The 16845-nt window shown below is 66.1% G+C and carries 14 protein-coding genes; 8 read left to right on the forward strand and 6 right to left on the reverse strand.

Going from position 1 to position 16845, the window contains the following annotated elements:
- Positions 1 to 22 precede the first annotated feature (22 nt).
- Together A5686_RS11680 and A5686_RS11685 are read right to left on the reverse strand one after the other, a co-directional pair.
- Positions 23 to 865, reverse strand: coding sequence for an MOSC domain-containing protein (locus A5686_RS11680; protein ID WP_067934216.1), 843 nt, complete (start codon positions 863 to 865; stop codon positions 23 to 25).
- Between the two features lie 68 nt (positions 866 to 933).
- Positions 934 to 2328, reverse strand: coding sequence for a PPE domain-containing protein (locus A5686_RS11685; RefSeq protein ID WP_067934217.1), 1395 nt, complete (start codon positions 2326 to 2328; stop codon positions 934 to 936).
- 463 nt (positions 2329 to 2791) lie between these two features.
- Between A5686_RS11685 and A5686_RS11690 the strand changes: the two genes are divergently transcribed.
- Together A5686_RS11690 and A5686_RS11695 are read left to right on the forward strand one after the other, a co-directional pair.
- Positions 2792 to 3982 carry a glycosyltransferase gene (locus A5686_RS11690; protein ID WP_067934218.1) on the forward strand — a complete coding sequence of 397 codons (1191 nt, stop codon included), beginning with the start codon at positions 2792 to 2794 and terminating at the stop codon, positions 3980 to 3982.
- 60 nt (positions 3983 to 4042) lie between these two features.
- A complete protein-coding gene (locus A5686_RS11695) occupies positions 4043 to 5086 on the forward strand; it encodes a bifunctional 2-polyprenyl-6-hydroxyphenol methylase/3-demethylubiquinol 3-O-methyltransferase UbiG (protein ID WP_067934220.1) in 1044 nt (347 codons plus the stop codon).
- Between the two features lie 9 nt (positions 5087 to 5095).
- Here A5686_RS11695 and A5686_RS11700 read toward each other — a convergent pair whose 3' ends face one another.
- Entirely contained in the window at positions 5096 to 6586 is a 1491-nt protein-coding gene (locus A5686_RS11700; RefSeq protein ID WP_067934222.1) for an FAD-dependent oxidoreductase, read from the reverse strand.
- A gap of 62 nt (positions 6587 to 6648) precedes the next feature.
- Positions 6649 to 7470: a hypothetical protein gene (locus A5686_RS11705; protein ID WP_067934224.1), complete on the reverse strand. Its 822-nt coding sequence runs from the start codon at positions 7468 to 7470 to the stop codon at positions 6649 to 6651.
- Between the two features lie 147 nt (positions 7471 to 7617).
- Between A5686_RS11705 and A5686_RS11710 the strand changes: the two genes are divergently transcribed.
- The 3 genes from A5686_RS11710 to katG all read left to right on the forward strand — a co-directional run bounded on the left by A5686_RS11710 (position 7618) and on the right by katG (position 11717).
- Positions 7618 to 8904, forward strand: coding sequence for an Ig-like domain-containing protein (locus A5686_RS11710; protein WP_067934225.1), 1287 nt, complete (start codon positions 7618 to 7620; stop codon positions 8902 to 8904).
- Positions 8905 to 8997: 93 nt separating this feature from the next.
- Positions 8998 to 9438, forward strand: coding sequence for a Fur family transcriptional regulator (locus A5686_RS11715; RefSeq protein ID WP_082947601.1), 441 nt, complete (start codon positions 8998 to 9000; stop codon positions 9436 to 9438).
- Positions 9439 to 9476: 38 nt separating this feature from the next.
- A complete protein-coding gene (gene katG, locus A5686_RS11720; RefSeq protein ID WP_067934229.1) occupies positions 9477 to 11717 on the forward strand; it encodes a catalase/peroxidase HPI in 2241 nt (746 codons plus the stop codon).
- Between the two features lie 164 nt (positions 11718 to 11881).
- Here katG and A5686_RS11725 read toward each other — a convergent pair whose 3' ends face one another.
- A complete protein-coding gene (locus tag A5686_RS11725) occupies positions 11882 to 12700 on the reverse strand; it encodes a DUF1906 domain-containing protein (RefSeq protein ID WP_067934230.1) in 819 nt (272 codons plus the stop codon).
- A gap of 317 nt (positions 12701 to 13017) precedes the next feature.
- Here A5686_RS11725 and A5686_RS11730 point away from each other — a divergent pair, with 317 nt between their 5' ends.
- From A5686_RS11730 to A5686_RS11740, 3 genes are read left to right on the forward strand one after another with little or no spacing between them, the layout of a single operon-like run.
- The gene (locus tag A5686_RS11730; protein ID WP_067934232.1) at positions 13018 to 14268 is read left to right on the forward strand and encodes a glycosyltransferase family 4 protein; all 1251 of its coding nucleotides are present in this window, start codon (positions 13018 to 13020) and stop codon (positions 14266 to 14268) included.
- Positions 14262 to 15020 carry a class I SAM-dependent methyltransferase gene (locus A5686_RS11735; RefSeq protein WP_067934234.1) on the forward strand — a complete coding sequence of 253 codons (759 nt, stop codon included), beginning with the start codon at positions 14262 to 14264 and terminating at the stop codon, positions 15018 to 15020. Before A5686_RS11730 ends, A5686_RS11735 begins: the two co-directional genes overlap by 7 nt.
- Positions 15007 to 16083 (forward strand): prenyltransferase, encoded by a 1077-nt coding sequence (locus A5686_RS11740; protein WP_067934235.1) that lies wholly within the window; start codon positions 15007 to 15009, stop codon positions 16081 to 16083. Before A5686_RS11735 ends, A5686_RS11740 begins: the two co-directional genes overlap by 14 nt.
- 6 nt (positions 16084 to 16089) lie before the next feature.
- Here A5686_RS11740 and A5686_RS11745 read toward each other — a convergent pair whose 3' ends face one another.
- A complete protein-coding gene (locus tag A5686_RS11745; RefSeq protein ID WP_067934237.1) occupies positions 16090 to 16752 on the reverse strand; it encodes a class I SAM-dependent methyltransferase in 663 nt (220 codons plus the stop codon).
- Positions 16753 to 16845: the final 93 nt, after the last annotated feature.

Consider the following 16845-nt stretch of genomic DNA (forward strand, 5'->3'; position numbering starts at 1 on the left):
CAGAAGCGTTGCCGCGCAGGCGTTACGGCGCGATGGTTACTTGGTCACCGACCTGGATGACGCCTTTGCTCACCACCGCGAGGTAGGCACCCGCGCACGGCTGGGCGTTATGACCGCCCGTCTTCAACCGGTTTTCGGCCGCCGGTATTTTCAGTGCCTGCGGAGCTCGCGGCAATGTCCCGTGCTCGAGGGTGGGGACCACGCAGCGTGAAGTCGCGGTGAGCACGCGTAGCCGAGTCTCCCCAATGACGAGTTCGCCGCCCACCCAGTCATTTTCAGTGTATGGCCGGTAGTCCGCCGGCGTTGTGATCACCAGATTCGGCCGGTACCGCAGCGCCTCCACGCCGATGTGCTCCAGGGTGGCCGTCGTGATCGCATGCAAAGGCGCTTCGTCGGTGAACGAGTCGCCCGGGGTGGCCGCGGCGATCCGCAGAATTCGGCCCTCCACCTGGGCGTCGAGGCCGTATTCCAGCAATTTCTCCGGATCGGGACGCACCAGTGTGGCGCCCTCGGGGCGTTGAGTGACCAACCGGACCCGCCGTCCGGTCAGTTGCGAGATCAGCTCATCGACACCGGGATCATCGGCCGCGACGTCGGTTCCGTCGGGCATGCTGATGCGCACACCCTGAGCGCCAGCATGCGCGGTGCACGTCAGGAGATTGCGCCACAGTCGGGGATTTTTGGCGCTGGCCACGTGCCCGGTCTCACCGTCGACAAGCGCGAGCCGCCGGTCGCCGTCGGCGCCGCGCTCGTCGACCAGCAGTCGATCGAGGGTCTCGCCGAGCATCGACTTCACCGGATAGCGAAGCAACGCCTGCACCCGCATCGGCACGGCATCAGAAGTATGGGCGATCGGGTTGTCCATGGGGCGCCTTCACTGAGTATTTCTACATTCTGCGCCCAACTGACGAACGGACCACGTCCGGGCACGGATCAGCTTGGCAGCAGGCGCTTTTTCTGCTCTTCGAATTCTTGTTGCGTCAGAATCCCCGCATCGCGCAGCGACGCCAGCTCCCGCAGCTCGGCCGCGATACTGGTGATCGGCCCACCCGCGGCAACCGGCGGAGGGGCCGCCGGCTCTTTCGTCGGCTCCTTCGGCGCTTTGCGCGTGGCCTTCTCGGGCTCGCCGGCCCGGGCACGCTCGCGACCGAGGGCGCCACCCGTGCCGGCCATCGCGCGCCCGGCCATGCTCGCCACGGCCATCTCGCCGAACAAACTTCCCGAGCCGGTGGGAGCCGCGGCCGCGGCCGCGGCGGCGGCCTCGGCACCGGCCCCAGCGCTGGTGGCCGGCAGCGCCAAGGCGGCCGGGCGGATCGCCGGGGCGGCCGCTGTCCATCCTGGCGGCACCGATAAGCCACCGACGGTGTTCGCCTGGCCCAGCCCTGCAGACATCAGCGATCCGAATCCGCCCGCCGGGTTTGTGATGACCGGGAATGGCGAGGGCGGCACCGCGCCCATCCCGGGCCACGACTGCACTCCGGCCCAACCGCTGACGATGTCGTCTGTGTGGAAACCGGTTAGCGTGCCGGCCACGTCGAAGGGAAGAGCGATCAACGTACCCGGCGTGTCGATGCTTAGCCCGGCCACGCTGGCCGGCGCGTCGAGAAAGAACGTGGTGAGATCGCTCCCCAGCCCCAGCAAGTCCGTCACTGACGTCGGATCGGCGGCGGCAGCCGGACCCGCCGCCGCACTGCTCAACAAGTTGGGCACCGCGGAGAAAGACTGCTGGGTCACGGCGTTGCGTGTGCTCCCGGCGGCGGTAGCGGTGGCCTGGGCCACCGATTCGGATTGACCGGCGTCGGAGCTCGTCGTCTGGTCGGGCTGGGCGAACGGCGTCAACCGGGTCGCCGACGCCGTCGAACCGGCGTAGCCGAACATGGCCGCGCTGTCTCGCGCCCACATCTCGGCGTACTCACTCTCCGTGGTCGCTATCGCGGGTGTGTTCTGCCCGAGGACGTTGGTGGCGACGAGCGTCGCCAGCAGGGTGCGGTTGGCTGCGACCACCGGTGGCGGCACCGTCTCGGCGAACGCGGTCTCGTAGGCGAAGGCCGCTGCTCTGGCCTGGTTGGCGGTTTCTTCGGCCTGGGCGCCGGTGGTCCTCATCCACGCCAAGTAAGGGGTGATCGCTGCGACCATGGAGGCGGATGACGGGCCAACCCACGGACCGGACGTCAAGGCCGTGATTTCGGCCTGATATGAGTTCGCGGTCGATTGCAACGCGGCGGCCAGTTCGTCCCAGGCCATCGCGGCGGCCAGCATCGGTCCCGACCCCGGACCGGCGTACATCCGCGCGGAGTTGACCTCCGGCGGTAGTACTGCGAAGTCCATGCCGTTCTCCTCCGATCGCTTTCAGGGCCGCGAGGGCATCGACGATCCCGATGCACGTCGTATGGGGGTAGCCAACCGAGCAGCAAACAAATCGAATCCCCTCCGGTGCTGCCAGTGCCGCGAACGAAGACGGCCAATCAGTCCGTCCCTAGTGCTAAGGGCCGATCTCACGCGTTTGCAGGTGCTCCCACGTCAACCAATACAGCGAAATTGTTGCTGTGGGTTAACGATAGGTTACCTGCACGTGACGCCCCAAACTCGCAAGGGTTCGGCGCGTACTGCGCAAATCCCTCTCAGCCCGCGCTCGACGGCGCGCAAAACGTCTGGTTCGCCTAACCCTGCCCGGCATTCACTCGCCTGACGCCTCCAAAGGCCCAGTTCAAGCGGGTCGGCAAACGTCCCGCGGGTCTGGCGGCGCCGGGTTCTGCTTGGATTTGTGACGTCCCCACGAGAGGTCTGCTGAATGAAACTAGTGCTGGTCGCCTACGGCGGCCGCGGCGACGTCGAACCGTGCGCTGCCCTTGGTCGCGAGCTGATGCACCGAGGCCACGAGGTGCGCCTGGCGGTCCCGCCCAACATGACCGGCTTCGTCGAGTCGACAGGCCTTGCTGCCAGCGGGTACGGCCCGGATACGCAAAGTGGAATGAACGCGGCGCAGGAATTGCTCGGTTCACTCCAATATGGGACCCGCGGGCTGTCCCACGTGGTCGAGCGCGTTACGCGGATCTGGATGGACAAAAGCGCGACGCTGATGTTGCTGGCCTCTAGTGCCGATCTGGTGGTGGCGCACATGAACGATCAGGCCCTGGCCACCAATATCGCCGAACATCACGGCATTCCGCTCGCCGCGTTGCACGTGTTCCCGGCGCGGATCATGCCATCGAGCCCGCTGTATTCGGGCATGACCAAGGATGCCGAAGTCGTCCAACGCCGTGCGCTCGGCTTGCCCGAGGTAACCGAATTGGCGGCCGGGCCGCCGGGCGAGCTTTTGGAAATCCAGACTTACGACGAGCTGTGCCTGCCCGGGCCCGCCGCCGAATGGCTGGAACCGGGCCACCAGCGTCCTTTCGTCGGTTCGTTGACCCTGGAATTGCCGACGGGCAATGACGACGAGATCTTGTCCTGGATCGCGGACGGAACGCCACCTATTTACTTCGGGTTTGGCAGCACGCCCGTCAGTTCTCCCGCCGAGACCGTCGCGGTGATCAGCGCGGCCTGCGGGCAATTGGGTGAGCGCGCATTGATCTGCAGCGGCGCGAACGACTTCACCGGCGTCCCGCGGTTCGATCACGTCAAGATGGTAAGGGCGATGAATTACGCGGCCGTCTTCCCGGCCTGCCGGGCCGTGGTCCATCACGGTGGCTCGGGCACCACGGCCGCAGGCCTGCGCGCCGGGGTCCCCACACTCATCCTGTGGACGGTATGGGACCAGCCGATGTGGGCAACTGCCGTCGAACAACTGCAAGTCGGCGCCGGGCGTGCCTTTTCCGACAGCACCCTGGACTCGCTGGTCGCCGACCTACGCACGGTCCTCGCCCCGCAATGCGCTGCTCGGGCCCGTGAAGTGGCCGCCCAGATGAGCAAACCCGCCGAAAGTGTTGCCCGCGCCGCCGATCTACTCGAAGAGTTCGCTCGCCCGGCACGTTCGGTTTGATCGGCACTGCCCGTCTGCGCATCGGTGGTGCAAAGCCCGCTGGTCGTGTAGAAGGTTCTGGTGCAGGATCCGCCGAATCGGTCATTCGATCCGTCGATGCTGCGCGAAGCGATGATCAGGCGGCTGTATCGCCGGTTGTCGGCCGAGGGCCAGATCAGGGTGCCGGCCGTGCCGGGGCTGATCGACGAGTACGTCTTGTTGTGCGGCAACGTCTGCGCCACCCTGGGCGTCTGGTACACCCCCGAACAGTCCGCACACCTGCGCGCCGCGCTGGAAGTCGAGTTGGCCAAGGCCTTCAAAGCCTCCCCTCGTTCGGACGTGCTCATCTCGTACCAGGCTCCCTTCGGGGAGGGCGTGAATTTCCGCGTGCAGGCCGAGTGGCGCACCGTCGAGGCCGACTACCAACAGTGGATGGCCATCCGCCCGCCGCCGCTGTTCGGCACAGAGGCGGACGCACGGGTGTTGGCCCTGGCCGCCGAGGCGGACGATCCGTCCACCTATCGGGTGCTCGATGTGGGTGCGGGAACCGGGCGTAACGCGCTGGCCCTGGCGCGGCGTGGACATCCGGTCGATGCGGTCGAGATCACCGCAAAGTTCGCCGAGGCGATCGTTTCCGAAGCCGCCGCTGAATCGTTGCGCGTGAACGTCATTCAAAGGGACGTCTTCACCGCGATGGAGGACGTGCGCGAGGCGTACCAGTTGATGGTGCTTTCTGAGGTGGTGTCCGACTTCCGGACGACACACGAGTTGCGCGGCATGTTCGAACTAGCCGCCGACTGCCTGGCGCCCGGCGGGCGTCTGGTCTTCAACACTTTCCTGGCCCGTGACGGCTATGTTCCCGACGACGTCGCGGTGCAGCTGAGTCAGCAGTGCAACAGCATGATCTTCACTCGCGACGAGATGGCCGCCGCGGCGGGCGGATTGCCACTGGAGCTGATCGCCGACGACGCCGCCTACGAGTACGAAAAGACGCGGTTACCGTCGGAGGCGTGGCCGCCGACGGGCTGGTTCGAGGGTTGGGCCGGCGGCCTCGACGTGTTCGACGTCGAGCGTGACGATTCCCCAATTGAGTTGCGCTGGCTCGTGTTTCGGAAAGCCGGCTGAGTATCGGTGCTAGGCGGTCAGGTCGCGGGTGGCCGGCCCTTCCAAAAGGGTGCCGTCGGGCGCGAAGCGCGACCCGTGCAGCGGACATTCCCACGCGTTGTCGGCATCGTTCCAGTTCACGATTCCGCCCAGGTGCGGGCATACCGGTGAGACACGGTGCTCGGTCCCGTCGACGCGGCAGCGGGCCTCCAGATGCCACGGCGGACCACTGACCACGCCGCCCTCGCCGTCGACGGGGCTGCGGCGGTGAGTGCGTATTGCCGGGGTGATCCAGCCCTTCGTCAGGTTGAAGCCGACCTCGAGGTTGGCCTGCAACGCTGTCGTCAGTCCCGTCAGCTCGTGCGGACTCCAGCTGGCGAACGCGCGGGCCCAATCCATCCGCCCGCCCAGGATGCGGCTCGACAGCGCCAACGCCGCAGCGGGACCGTTGGTCATCCCCCATTTATTGAAACCCGTTGCGACAAAGATGCTTTCGGTGTTCGGCAGAATCGGGCCCACGTAGGGCAGATGGTCGATGGGCGTGTAGTCCTGCGCCGACCAGAAGTGGGTCTGCACGGCACCCGGGTAGTGCTTGCGCGTCCACGTCGACAGCTCGTTCAGCGCTTGGGACGGACTCTTCTCACGGCCCACGGTGTGGCCCGCCCCGCCCACGATCAGCCGCTCCCCGTCGGCGACCGGCGCGTAGCGCACCGAACGCGTCGGCGAGTCGGTGGAGATCATCATGGGCCGGGTGATGTTGCCCGGAACCTTGAAGGCCAAGCAGTAGGAGCGGCTGGGTTTCACCCGTGCGAAATAGCCGCCGCGATCCAGGATCGGGATGCCCGTGGCAAGCACCAGCTGGCCGGCCTGAAGTTGGACATCCTGCTGGGCGGCGTCGTTGACATGCACGCGCACCTTGCTGCCGCGCCAGGAGACCCGTCGCACCCGGGTGTGCTCGACCAGCCGCCCTCCACGGCCCAGCAGCTCGACGACCAACGAGTCGAGGAATGGCATCGGATCGAACTGCGCTTGATCGGCGAGCCGCACACCGCCGTGGTAGGCGAACGGCACGTCGGCGTCGTCGTCCCAAACAGCCGGCAGGCCGACCGCTTGACAGGCCGCGAGTTCGGCTCGCGCGGACGGGACTCCGCGCACGGACTGGGCGTATGTGTAGGCGTCTTCGCGCTGCACCGCCACGCCGTTGGCGGCGCAGTGGTCGAGCACCCACTGCTGTCCTTCACGATTGCCGTCGACGTATGCGCGCGCCAGATCCTTGCCGTGTCGCGGCAGCACCTTGGAGAGCTGGCTGCCCTGCAGCAGGCTGATTTTGGCGGTGGTGTTTCCGGTCGCGCACGCCCCCACCGTGCGCGCCTCCAGCACCAACACGTCCTTACCCGCGCGGGCCAGCAGGACCGCCGTCATCAGGCCGGTGATACCGGCGCCTACGACGATGACATCGGCGGTCGAGGAGCCCTGGTCCAGCTGGCTGGCAGTCCAGGGTTGTTGGGTTCGTTCCGTCATCCACAAAGAAGTCACGGCTTTGCTGATACCCCGGCCCGGACCACGGAAACGCGCCCGCAGCCTCACGCCCGTTTCAACCGTGCCTTTGCCTGCTTCACTGAATCCGCTGCGGCCCGGCTCAGTTGCCGGGCCTCGTCGTAGTCTTTTTCGGCGCCGCTGAGGTCCCGTTCGGCCGCCCGCAGGGCCCGCGCCGCATCGTCACGGCGCTTTCGGGCGGCATCTCGTTGGCCTTGCCGCTGCGCCAACACCTCGTCGGCCTCGGTTTTGGCCCGCGCCGCGGTGTCGACGGCCGCGCTCAGTTTCTCGCGCCGCTGCTGCGCCCTATCGTCCGTCGCCTGCCTCGTCGCGGGTCGTTTCCGCGCGCGGGTGCTCTGCCGCTTCGCCGGTCCGCTGGAAGCTGTCACCGATTCTGGCGGCGCATCGCCGAAGGCGCCAAAACCCGACCACTGCTCGGGCCTGGTCAACCGGCCCAAACGCGCCCCGATTTGTGGGTCGGCGACGGCGGCCTGCAGCGTGCTGGTCACGTCTTCGCGCACGCTCGCCGACGGTTGCCTCAGGTCGGCCGCCTCGAGCGCCTTGCGGGTGAGCTCGTCGATGAGTTTGTGTTGCTCGGCCGATAGCTCTCGGATGCGCGCGCCATCCATCGCCGCGTGAGCGGCGCGCAATCGCGCACCGAGGTCTGTCAGCCGCTCGTGGGTGTCGGCATGCCGGAGTACCAGCCGGTTGATGACCCATGCCGCCGTAGCCGGTTTGGTGGTGGCGGAAATCCGTTTGGCGGCTGCGTCATCGCCGCGCTGCCTGGCCGCGGCGGCCAAGCTGGCGCGTTGCGCGGTGAACTCCTTCGGCGGCACCTCGTAGAGGCTGTCAAGTTCCTCATCGGCCATGTAGCCATGATCTCTCGCGGTCTATCGGTCGCGGCTTCGACTGCCGAAGCCGAAGCGCCCGGCGGTTTAAGAACCGCACGTCGCGGGATATCTCATCTACAACATTTGCAATGTGCGAGCGGCAGGAAGTAGGGATTCGGCAGCTTGATGACGTCCAAGAACAGTGATCAGCTCGTCGGCCGGATCCTCCGGACTACCCGCCCTCGTCAGGTCTTGCTCGCGGTGTGCGCGATCGTCGCCACGGTCGGCGCGATATACGTTGTGTCCCCCTCGCACTGTCCGGGCCATGGCTGTGGTCAGCGCAGCGCTCCCGCGAAAGTCGCTGGCCCGGCTCAAATAGCGATCACTCCCGGTCCCGACGCCCATGATGTCGACCCCCTCACCCCTGTCATGGTCAAAGCCGAGAAAGGGACGTTGACGGGCGTCGACATGGTCAACGAGAGCGGCAAACCGGTCGAGGGTGTCATGACCCCGGACAACACCGCGTGGAAGCCCACCGTCCCGCTGGGCTACGGGCGCACCTACACGTTGACGGTCACCAGCAACGGTGTCAGTGGCGTTGCGGCCAAGCAGGTTTCGTCGTTCTCCACGCTGAAGCCGTCAAACCAGACCAAGGTGTCGTTCACCACGACGTCTGAGTCCACGTTGCGCGACGGCGGCACCTACGGTGTCGGAACGGTGATCGTGGCGCACTTCGACGAGAAGATCGCCGATCGTGCCGCCGCCGAACGGCAGCTGTCGGTGACCACCAACCCGAAAGTCGAGGGCTCGTGGTATTGGGTCGACGATCAGAACGCGCATTGGCGGCCCGAGCGCTACTACGCGCCGGGTACGAACGTGACCGCAGAGGCCAAGATCTACGGAATAGCCTTGGGCGACGGTCTGTTCGGGCAAGATGACACCAAGGTGTCCTTCCGCGTCGGCGATGCACACGTATCGATCGCAGATGACGCCACCCACCAGGTCAGCGTCTTCGACAACGGAGCCCTGGTGCGCACGATGCCCACGAGTATGGGAATGGGCGGCACCGAGAACGTCGGCGGGAAAACCATCTCCCTCTGGACCCCCTCAGGGGTCTACACCGTGCTCGACAAGGGCAACCCCGTCATCATGGACTCCTCGACATTCGGGCTGCCCAAGAACTCCAGGCTCGGCTACCGCGAGACCATCAACTGGGCCACCAAGATCAGCAGCGACGGCATATATCTGCACGAACTCGAGGCGACGGTATGGGCCCAGGGGCACCGCGACACATCGCATGGTTGCTTGAACCTCAATGCCGACAACGCGAAGTGGTTCTACGATTTTTCGGTGCCTGGCGACGTCGTCGAGGTCCGCAACAGCGGCGGGCCGCCACTGACCTTGGCGCAGAATGGCGACTGGACCCTCAGCTGGGACCAGTGGCGAAGAGGCAGCGCGCTGAAGCCCACCTGAGCTCGCGTGTCCCGGCTCATTCGCCCCCACGGTTGTGCGCCACTTCACAACAAAGTCTTGACTGGTTCCAGATAAGTGCGCCATATTGGTGGCGTGTCATCGACGGCCGATTACGCGGACAGGTTGAGGATGGCCGATCTGCGGGTGACCCGGCCCAGGGTTGCCGTGCTCGAAGCCGTCGCCGCCAATCCGCACGCCGACACCGAGACGATCTTCTCGGCCGTGCGGGTCGGCCTGCCAGACGTTTCGCGCCAAGCCGTGTATGACGTGCTCAATGCGCTGACCACCGCGGGTCTGGTTCGGCGCATCCAGCCGTTGGGCATGGTCGCCCGTTACGAATCGCGCGTCGGTGACAACCATCACCACGTCGTGTGCCGGTCCTGCGGGATCATCGCCGACGTCGACTGTGCCGTCGGTGACGCGCCCTGCCTCACCCCGTCCGACGACAACAACGTTCTAGATGGCTTCGTTCTCGACGAGGCCGAGGTCATCTACTGGGGCCTGTGCCCCGACTGTTCGACTGCAGGTTCCTAATCGCAGCCCAACCAACCCTCCATCTGGAAAGGAATGCTGTGTCCTCCGATATCTCCCAAGGCCGTCCGCCGCACGACGACAGCAAGACGGCTAGTGCCAGCGAAAGCGAAAACCCGGCGATCCCATCGCCGGAGCCGAAAGGGCATGCGCCCCTTACCAACCGCGACTGGTGGCCCGACCAGATCGACATATCGACGCTGCACCCGAACAATCCTCAGGCGAGCCCGTTCGGCCAAGACTTCGACTACGCCGAGGAGTTCGCCAAGCTCGACGTCGAGGCGCTCAAGCGCGACCTGTTCTCGGTGATGACCACCTCACAGGACTGGTGGCCCGCCGACTACGGCCATTACGGCGGCCTGTTCATCCGCATGAGCTGGCACGCCGCTGGTACCTACCGCATCTTCGATGGTCGCGGCGGTGGCGGGCAGGGCCTGCAGCGCTTCGCCCCGCTCAACAGCTGGCCGGACAACGCGAGCCTGGACAAGGCACGCCGGTTGCTCTGGCCGGTCAAGAAGAAATACGGCAACAAGATCTCCTGGGCGGACCTGATCATCTTCGCCGGCAACTGTGCCCTGGAGTCGATGGGGTTCAAGACGTTTGGGTTCGGCTTCGGCCGTGAGGACGTGTGGGCGCCCGAGGAGATCCTTTGGGGTGAGGAGGACACCTGGTTGGGCACCGACAAGCGCTACTCCGGTGAGCGCGACCTCGCCCAGCCCTATGGTGCGACCACCATGGGTCTGATCTACGTCAACCCCGAAGGACCCGAAGGCAAACCGGATCCTGTCGCTGCCGCGATCGACATCCGCGAGACTTTCGGCCGGATGGCGATGAATGACGAGGAAACGGCCGCGCTCATCGTCGGGGGCCACAGCTTCGGCAAGACCCACGGCGCCGGCGACGCCGAGCTGGTGGGTCCCGAGCCGGAGGCCGCGCCGATCGAACAGCAGGGGCTTGGGTGGAAGAGCTCGTATGGCACCGGCAAAGGCAAGGACGCGATCACCAGCGGCCTGGAGGTCGTCTGGACGCCGACGCCGACGAAGTGGGACAACACGTTCCTGGAGACGCTGTACGGCTACGAGTGGGAGCTGACCAAGAGCCCGGCCGGGGCCTGGCAGTACACCGCCAAAGACGGCGCCGGTGCGGGCACCATCCCGGATCCGTTCGACGGGCCGGGGCGTGCTCCGACGATGCTGGTAACCGACATCTCGTTGCGCGAGTCGCCGATCTACCACGACATCACGCGGCGCTGGCTGGACCACCCCGAGGAGCTGGCCGATGCCTTCGCCAAGGCCTGGTACAAGCTGCTGCACCGCGACATGGGCCCCATCACCCGCTACCTCGGGCCGTGGGTTGCCGAACCGCAGCTGTGGCAGGACCCCGTCCCGGCCGTCGACCACGAACTGGTCGATGAGAACGACATCGCCGCGCTGAAGAGCAAGGTGCTCGGATCGGGGCTGTCCGTCCCGCAGTTGGTCAAGACGGCATGGTCGGCGGCATCCAGCTACCGGCGCACTGACAAACGAGGTGGGGCGAACGGGGCGCGGGTGCGTCTCGAGCCGCAGCGCAGCTGGGAGGTCAACGAGCCTTCCGAGCTGGACAAGGTGCTGCCCGTGCTGGAGAAGATCCAGCAGGACTTCAACGCCTCGGCTTCCGGCGGCAAGAAGATCTCGCTGGCCGACCTGATCGTGCTGGCCGGCTCGGCGGCGGTCGAGAAGGCGGCCAAGGACGCCGGCTACGAGATCTCGGTGCACTTTGCGCCCGGCCGAACCGACGCCACGCAGGAGAACACCGACGTGGAGTCGTTCGCGGTGCTCGAACCGCGGGCCGATGGGTTCCGCAACTACATCCGTCCCGGCGAGAAGGCACCGCTCGAGCAGTTGCTGCAGGAGCGGGCCTACCTGCTGGGGGTGTCGGGCCCGGAGATGACCGTGCTGGTGGGTGGTCTGCGCGCCCTCGGAGCTAACCACGGCGGCAGCAAGCACGGCGTGTTCACCGACCGGCCGGGCGCGTTGACCAACGACTTCTTCGTCAACCTGCTCGACATGGGCACCGAGTGGAAGGCGTCGGAGACGGCCGAGAACGTCTACGAGGGCCACGACCGGGCCTCCGGCGCGGTGAAGTGGACCGCGACCGCGAACGACCTTGTCTTCGGGTCGAACTCGGTGCTGCGCGCATTGGCCGAGGTCTATGCCCAGGACGATGCGCACGGCAAGTTCGTCGAGGACTTCGTCGCGGCGTGGGTCAAGGTGATGAACGCCGACCGGTTCGACCTCAAATGACGTTCGGATAGGAAGCGGCGTCCCGCGGGCCATCGGCTCGCGGGGCGCCGTCTTGTTTGGACCGCTCGTCGTTGCTCGACACATAAACCACGCATTTGACAATGCCCCGCAAGCGGGCGCACTGGTTTATGTCTCGGTGCAGCGGAGAGGGCTTCGCGCCCGGGTCAGCGGTCGAGATCCCATTGCCCGAAGTCGGCGGCGAGGACATCGTCGACATCGACATTGATGCCGCCTAGTAGCGGTCCCGGATTTCCCGCGCTGTTGACTATTGTCTGGTAGAGCACCGCCGCGGGTTTGCGATCGCCGTGCGACCAGGACCTCGTCTGCCACACCCACCGGTGTCCGGCGCTGGTGGAGGGCCCGACGACGCCGTCTCTGATCGCCCACCCGCACACCTGGGCATCCCCGTAGATGCCGGTGCGGCCCACGCCCAACACAGAGTTGATCCCCCGGAACCATTGCACTGCAAGGCTATTCCACGTATTGGCGTCGATGTCGTCGTCGACGCTGAAAAAGATGGGAGCCGAGTTGGGGCCTCCCGCCGCGGAGTGCAGCTGCATGGCGGTACGAGCGTCGGCCACGCCGCCGTCATAGCCGCGCGTGAGGTCCGAGGGATCCGGCCAGCCGGGCTTGCCGTATTGGAAGTTGCTGACGATGTGCAGCCCGGCCGCGCGCAGCGCGTCGGCGTAGTCCTTTGTCAGCGGTTTGGCCTCGAAGTTGGCGCCCGGCCGTGACTGCGATACGTAATTCACCACGCCGTCATAGCCGGCCGACTTGATCTCGTCGGGGGCGATCCTGCGTTCGGCGAAATCGATCAGCTTCAGGCCGGCGGCCGACGCTTTGGGGATCCCGGGAATCGGGGCCAGCGCACCCAGGCTCAGCAGGCCCGGCGCCAAGGCATAGGCGCCGGTGTACTTGAGGACGTCGCGCCGAGAAGGCGATCGCTGATCACCGCGTCCACCCCGTCCGGCCGCATCCCGCACCGCGCGATGGTAACAAAAGCCCGTGGCTCCTTCGGCCGATCCTTGCCGGTTATCTCCGGTAACGCCGGGCGCCGCGCATCGGAATCGCCGGTCGAGAAGTCAGCGGCCACCGGCCAGTGGCATGATCTTCGCGTGTCGGACATTCGGGCAATCGCTTCTGCGTGGAGCGGCGGATTTCCGGCTCGTTGCGCTCGATTAGGTGATCGAACTATAGTCTGGACACATGTCCAATTTGCTGTCACGGAGTTCGGGAGCCCGTTGACCGCGATGGATTCGGCGCCATTCCGCGGTCAATTTCCAGCAAAGAAGAGTTGAGTATGCGAATTGCCCTGCTGTCCTACCGTAGTAAGACCCATTGCGGCGGACAGGGCGTCTACGTGCGCCATCTCAGCCACGGCTTGGTGGAACTCGGCCACGACGTTGAGGTGTTCTCCGGACAGCCGTATCCCGATCTGCTCGATCCGCGAGTCCGGCTCACCGAGGTGCCCAGCCTTGATCTCTATCGGGAACCGGACCCATTCCGGGTACCGCGGCCCAGCGAAATTCGAGACTCCATCGACCTCTTGGAACTGCTCACCACCTGGACCGCGGGCTTTCCCGAACCACGGACGTTCACGATGCGGACGGCGCGGTTACTCGCCCAGCGGACAACGGATTTCGACGTCGTCCACGACAACCAGAGCCTGGGCGCCGGACTGCTCAGTATCGCCGAGGCAGGACTTCCCGTCGTGGCCACCGTGCACCACCCGATCACCCGCGATCGGGTGTTGGACCTGGCCGCCGCGCGATGGTGGCGAAAGCCGTTGGTGCGCCGTTGGTATGGGTTCTTGGAGATGCAGCAAGAGGTGGCCCGGCACATCCCCGACCTGTTGACGGTGTCGTCATCGTCGGCGTCGGACATCATCGCCGACTTCGGCGTCGCACCGGAGCAACTTCATGTGGTGCCGCTGGGGGTCAACACCGAGCTGTTCAAACCGGGAACCGGCCCACGCGAGCCCGGCCGCATCATCGCGATCGCCAGCGCCGATACACCGCTGAAGGGCGTCCGCACCCTGCTGCAAGCGGTCGCGCGACTGCGCACCGTCCGGGACCTGGAGTTGCGGTTGGTCGCCAAGGTCGAACCGAATGGCCCGACCCACAAGCTCATCGCCGAACTCGGGATCTCCGACATCGTCCACATCACCAGCGGGCTGTCCGACGCCGAGCTGGCCGCCTTGTTCGCCTCCGCCGAGGTCGCCTGCATTCCCTCGCTCTACGAAGGGTTTTCGCTGCCTGCGGTGGAAGCCATGGCCAGCGGCACCCCCATCGTCGCCAGCCGGGTCGGCGCGCTGCCGGAAGTCCTTGGGACGGACGGTGCTTGCGCCGAGCTGGTGCCGCCCGCGGATGTGGATGCGCTGACCAGCGCGCTCGGTGAGCTCCTGGACTCTCCGGAAAAGCGCCGCAGCCTTGGCAAGGCGGGCCGCACCCGTGCCGTCAACGTCTTCAGCTGGGAAGCCGTGGCGGCTCAGACCGTGCGGGTCTACGAGCGTGCGATCGCACGCAACGCGCAGAGCGGAGCGCCATGCTGACAGTCGATTTCGACCGGCTCGGGGTTGGGCCTTCGACCAAGGTCATCGACGTCGGATGCGGGGCCGGCCGGCATGCGTTCGAAGCGTATCGTCGCGGCGCCGACGTCGTCGCCTTCGACCGCGATGAGGCCGAATTGCGTTCGGTGGACACGATCCTGCGCGCGATGGCCGAAACGGGCGAGGCGCCCGCCGAGGCGTCAGCCAAGGTCGTTGTCGGTGACGCGCTGAAGTTGCCCTACGCCGACCAGACGTTCGACTGCGTCATCGCGTCGGAGATCCTGGAGCACATTCCCCACGACGACGCGGCGATCGCCGAGCTCATCAGGGTGCTCAAAGTGGGTGGCACGCTCGCGGTCAGCGTGCCGCGGTGGCTGCCCGAGCAGCTGTGCTGGTTGCTATCCGACGAGTACCACAGCAACGAGGGCGGCCACGTCCGCATCTACCGGGCAAGCGAATTGCGCGGCAAGATCCTGGGCGGCGGAATGAAACTGACCCACACCCATCACGCCCACGCACTGCACTCTCCCTTTTGGTGGCTCAAATGCGCTGTAGGCGTGCAGAACACCGACCACCGTGCGGTGACCACCTACCACAGGCTGCTGGTGTGGGACCTGATGCAGCGGCCAAAGATCACCAAGCTGGCGGAGTCGCTGCTCAACCCGCTGGTGGGGAAAAGCATAGCCATGTACTTCGTCAAACCCCAGGAGGCGAAAAGCCGAGGCACTGAGAGGTATTCAGTTGCATCGGTCTAACCCGCCCGGCGTTCCGGGGGTCCTGACTCACGACCAATGCCGACAGACCGCGCTCTCCATCGCCGCCGCACAGGAACCATCGGGTGCCATCCCCTGGTTCGAAGGCGGGCACACCGATCCCTGGGACCACATCGAGTGCGCGATGGCACTCACCACTGCGGGACTGCTGGAGCCGGCGCGGGCGGCGTTCGATTGGAGCCGCCACACCCAGCGACCCGATGGCTCCTGGCCCATCCAGTTTCGCGCGGGCGTCATCGAAGACGCCAACAGCGACAGTAACTTCTGCGCCTACATCGGCGCCGGCGTGTGGCACCATGTGCTGGTTACCGGCGATGAGTCGTTTGCGGCGGAGATGTGGCAGGTGGTGCACAAGGCGATCGACTTCGTCATCGACATGCAAGTCGGCTATGGCGAGATCGGTTGGGCGCGAAGTGAAGCCGGTGTGTTGCCGGAAGCGCTGGTGACCGGGTGCTCGAGCATCTTTCACAGCATACGGTGTGCGCTCGCCCTGGCAGCTTTGGTCGACGACCCGCAGCCGGAGTGGGAATTGGCGCTGGGCCGCCTGGGGCACGCCCTCTCCGCGCACCCCGAGGCGTTCACCGAAAAGGACCGCTACTCGATGGACTGGTACTACCCCATTCTCGGCAGCGCCCTGCGCGGTCCGGCGGCGTCCACGCGCATCAAACAACGTTGGGATGCCTTCGTGGTCGACGGTTTGGGTATCCGGTGTGTCGACGATCGTCCGTGGGTGACCGGCGCCGAAACTTGCGAGCTGGTGATGGCGCTGGACGCCATCGGGCACCACGCAGATGCTCACCGGCAGTTCGCCGCGATGCAGCATCTTCGCGAAGACGACGGATCATATTGGACGGGACTGGTTTTCGCTGACGGTAAGCGCTGGCCTGAGGAGCGCACCACTTGGACGGGCGCGGCGATGATCCTGGCGGCGGACGCCCTGTCGAACACCACCGCTGGCGCGGGAATCTTCCGATGCCACGACCTGCCATTGGGCCTGCAAACCGATTTCGATTGCGAATGCGTCGCCACCGGCTCGGGCCGCTGACCCTCGCTAGATCTGTCCCCCCGGCCGGCCGCTGACACGTTCGAGCAGCCTCAGCGATCCGGTCGCTGATACCTCCTGGAACTGTCCGGAATCGAGTGCGCGACAGTAGATGTAATACGGTGGCCGCCCGCCGTCCTTCGGGTCCGGAAACACGTCGTGGATGGCCAGCGCCCCACCGGTGTCGACCCACTTGGCCCAGCCATCGAAGTCCTGGTTGGCGGCCGCTTCGCTGTGGCCGCCATCGATGAACAGGAACTGCAGCGGCGCGCGCCACGCCCGCGCCACGAGCGGTGACTTGCCGACGATCGCGACGACATGGTCGCCCAATTGGGCGGTATCGAGTGCACGACGAAACGTGGGCAGCGTGTCGAACAACCCGGTGACCTCATCCACCATCGACGCGTCGTGATATTCCCACCCGGGCTGGTGCTCCTCGGAACCGTGGTGGTGGTCGATCGTGAAGAGCACGCCGCCGGTTTGTTGCGCCGCCGCGCCCAGCAGCAGGGTGGATTTGCCGCAGTACGTGCCGATCTCGACGCCGACTCCGCCGCCGAGATACCGCAGGGCGGCGTCGTACAGCGCCCGCCCTTCGTCGGACGGCATGAAACCTTGTACCTGTTCGGCCAGCGCGAACAAGCGCTCGGGAGCAGTCGCGTCGACGTGGCTCATCAGCCGAACCTATCGCCTCGCTCGACGCCGCCGGCACGGTGGTCGGCGTTCGCGCTCAGCGATCACCCGCCATCGGTATACCGGCTGGCCAGC

Origin of the sequence: Mycobacterium sp. E2479, assembly GCF_001667925.1 — a bacterium.
GTDB lineage: Bacteria > Actinomycetota > Actinomycetes > Mycobacteriales > Mycobacteriaceae > Mycobacterium.

What these genes read in the sequence shown, in the direction of transcription:
- A5686_RS11705 (WP_067934224.1), bottom strand. Translation starts at nt 7,470, where the DNA reads ATGGCCGATGAGGAACTTGACAGCCTCTACGAGGTGCCGCCGAAGGAG.
- A5686_RS11685 (WP_067934217.1), bottom strand. Translation starts at nt 2,328, where the DNA reads ATGGACTTCGCAGTACTACCGCCGGAGGTCAACTCCGCGCGGATGTAC.
- A5686_RS11735 (WP_067934234.1), top strand. Translation starts at nt 14,262, where the DNA reads ATGCTGACAGTCGATTTCGACCGGCTCGGGGTTGGGCCTTCGACCAAG.
- A5686_RS11690 (WP_067934218.1), top strand. Translation starts at nt 2,792, where the DNA reads ATGAAACTAGTGCTGGTCGCCTACGGCGGCCGCGGCGACGTCGAACCG.
- A5686_RS11710 (WP_067934225.1), top strand. Translation starts at nt 7,618, where the DNA reads ATGACGTCCAAGAACAGTGATCAGCTCGTCGGCCGGATCCTCCGGACT.
- A5686_RS11680 (WP_067934216.1), bottom strand. Translation starts at nt 865, where the DNA reads ATGGACAACCCGATCGCCCATACTTCTGATGCCGTGCCGATGCGGGTG.
- A5686_RS11730 (WP_067934232.1), top strand. Translation starts at nt 13,018, where the DNA reads ATGCGAATTGCCCTGCTGTCCTACCGTAGTAAGACCCATTGCGGCGGA.
- A5686_RS11745 (WP_067934237.1), bottom strand. Translation starts at nt 16,752, where the DNA reads ATGAGCCACGTCGACGCGACTGCTCCCGAGCGCTTGTTCGCGCTGGCC.
- A5686_RS11700 (WP_067934222.1), bottom strand. Translation starts at nt 6,586, where the DNA reads ATGACGGAACGAACCCAACAACCCTGGACTGCCAGCCAGCTGGACCAG.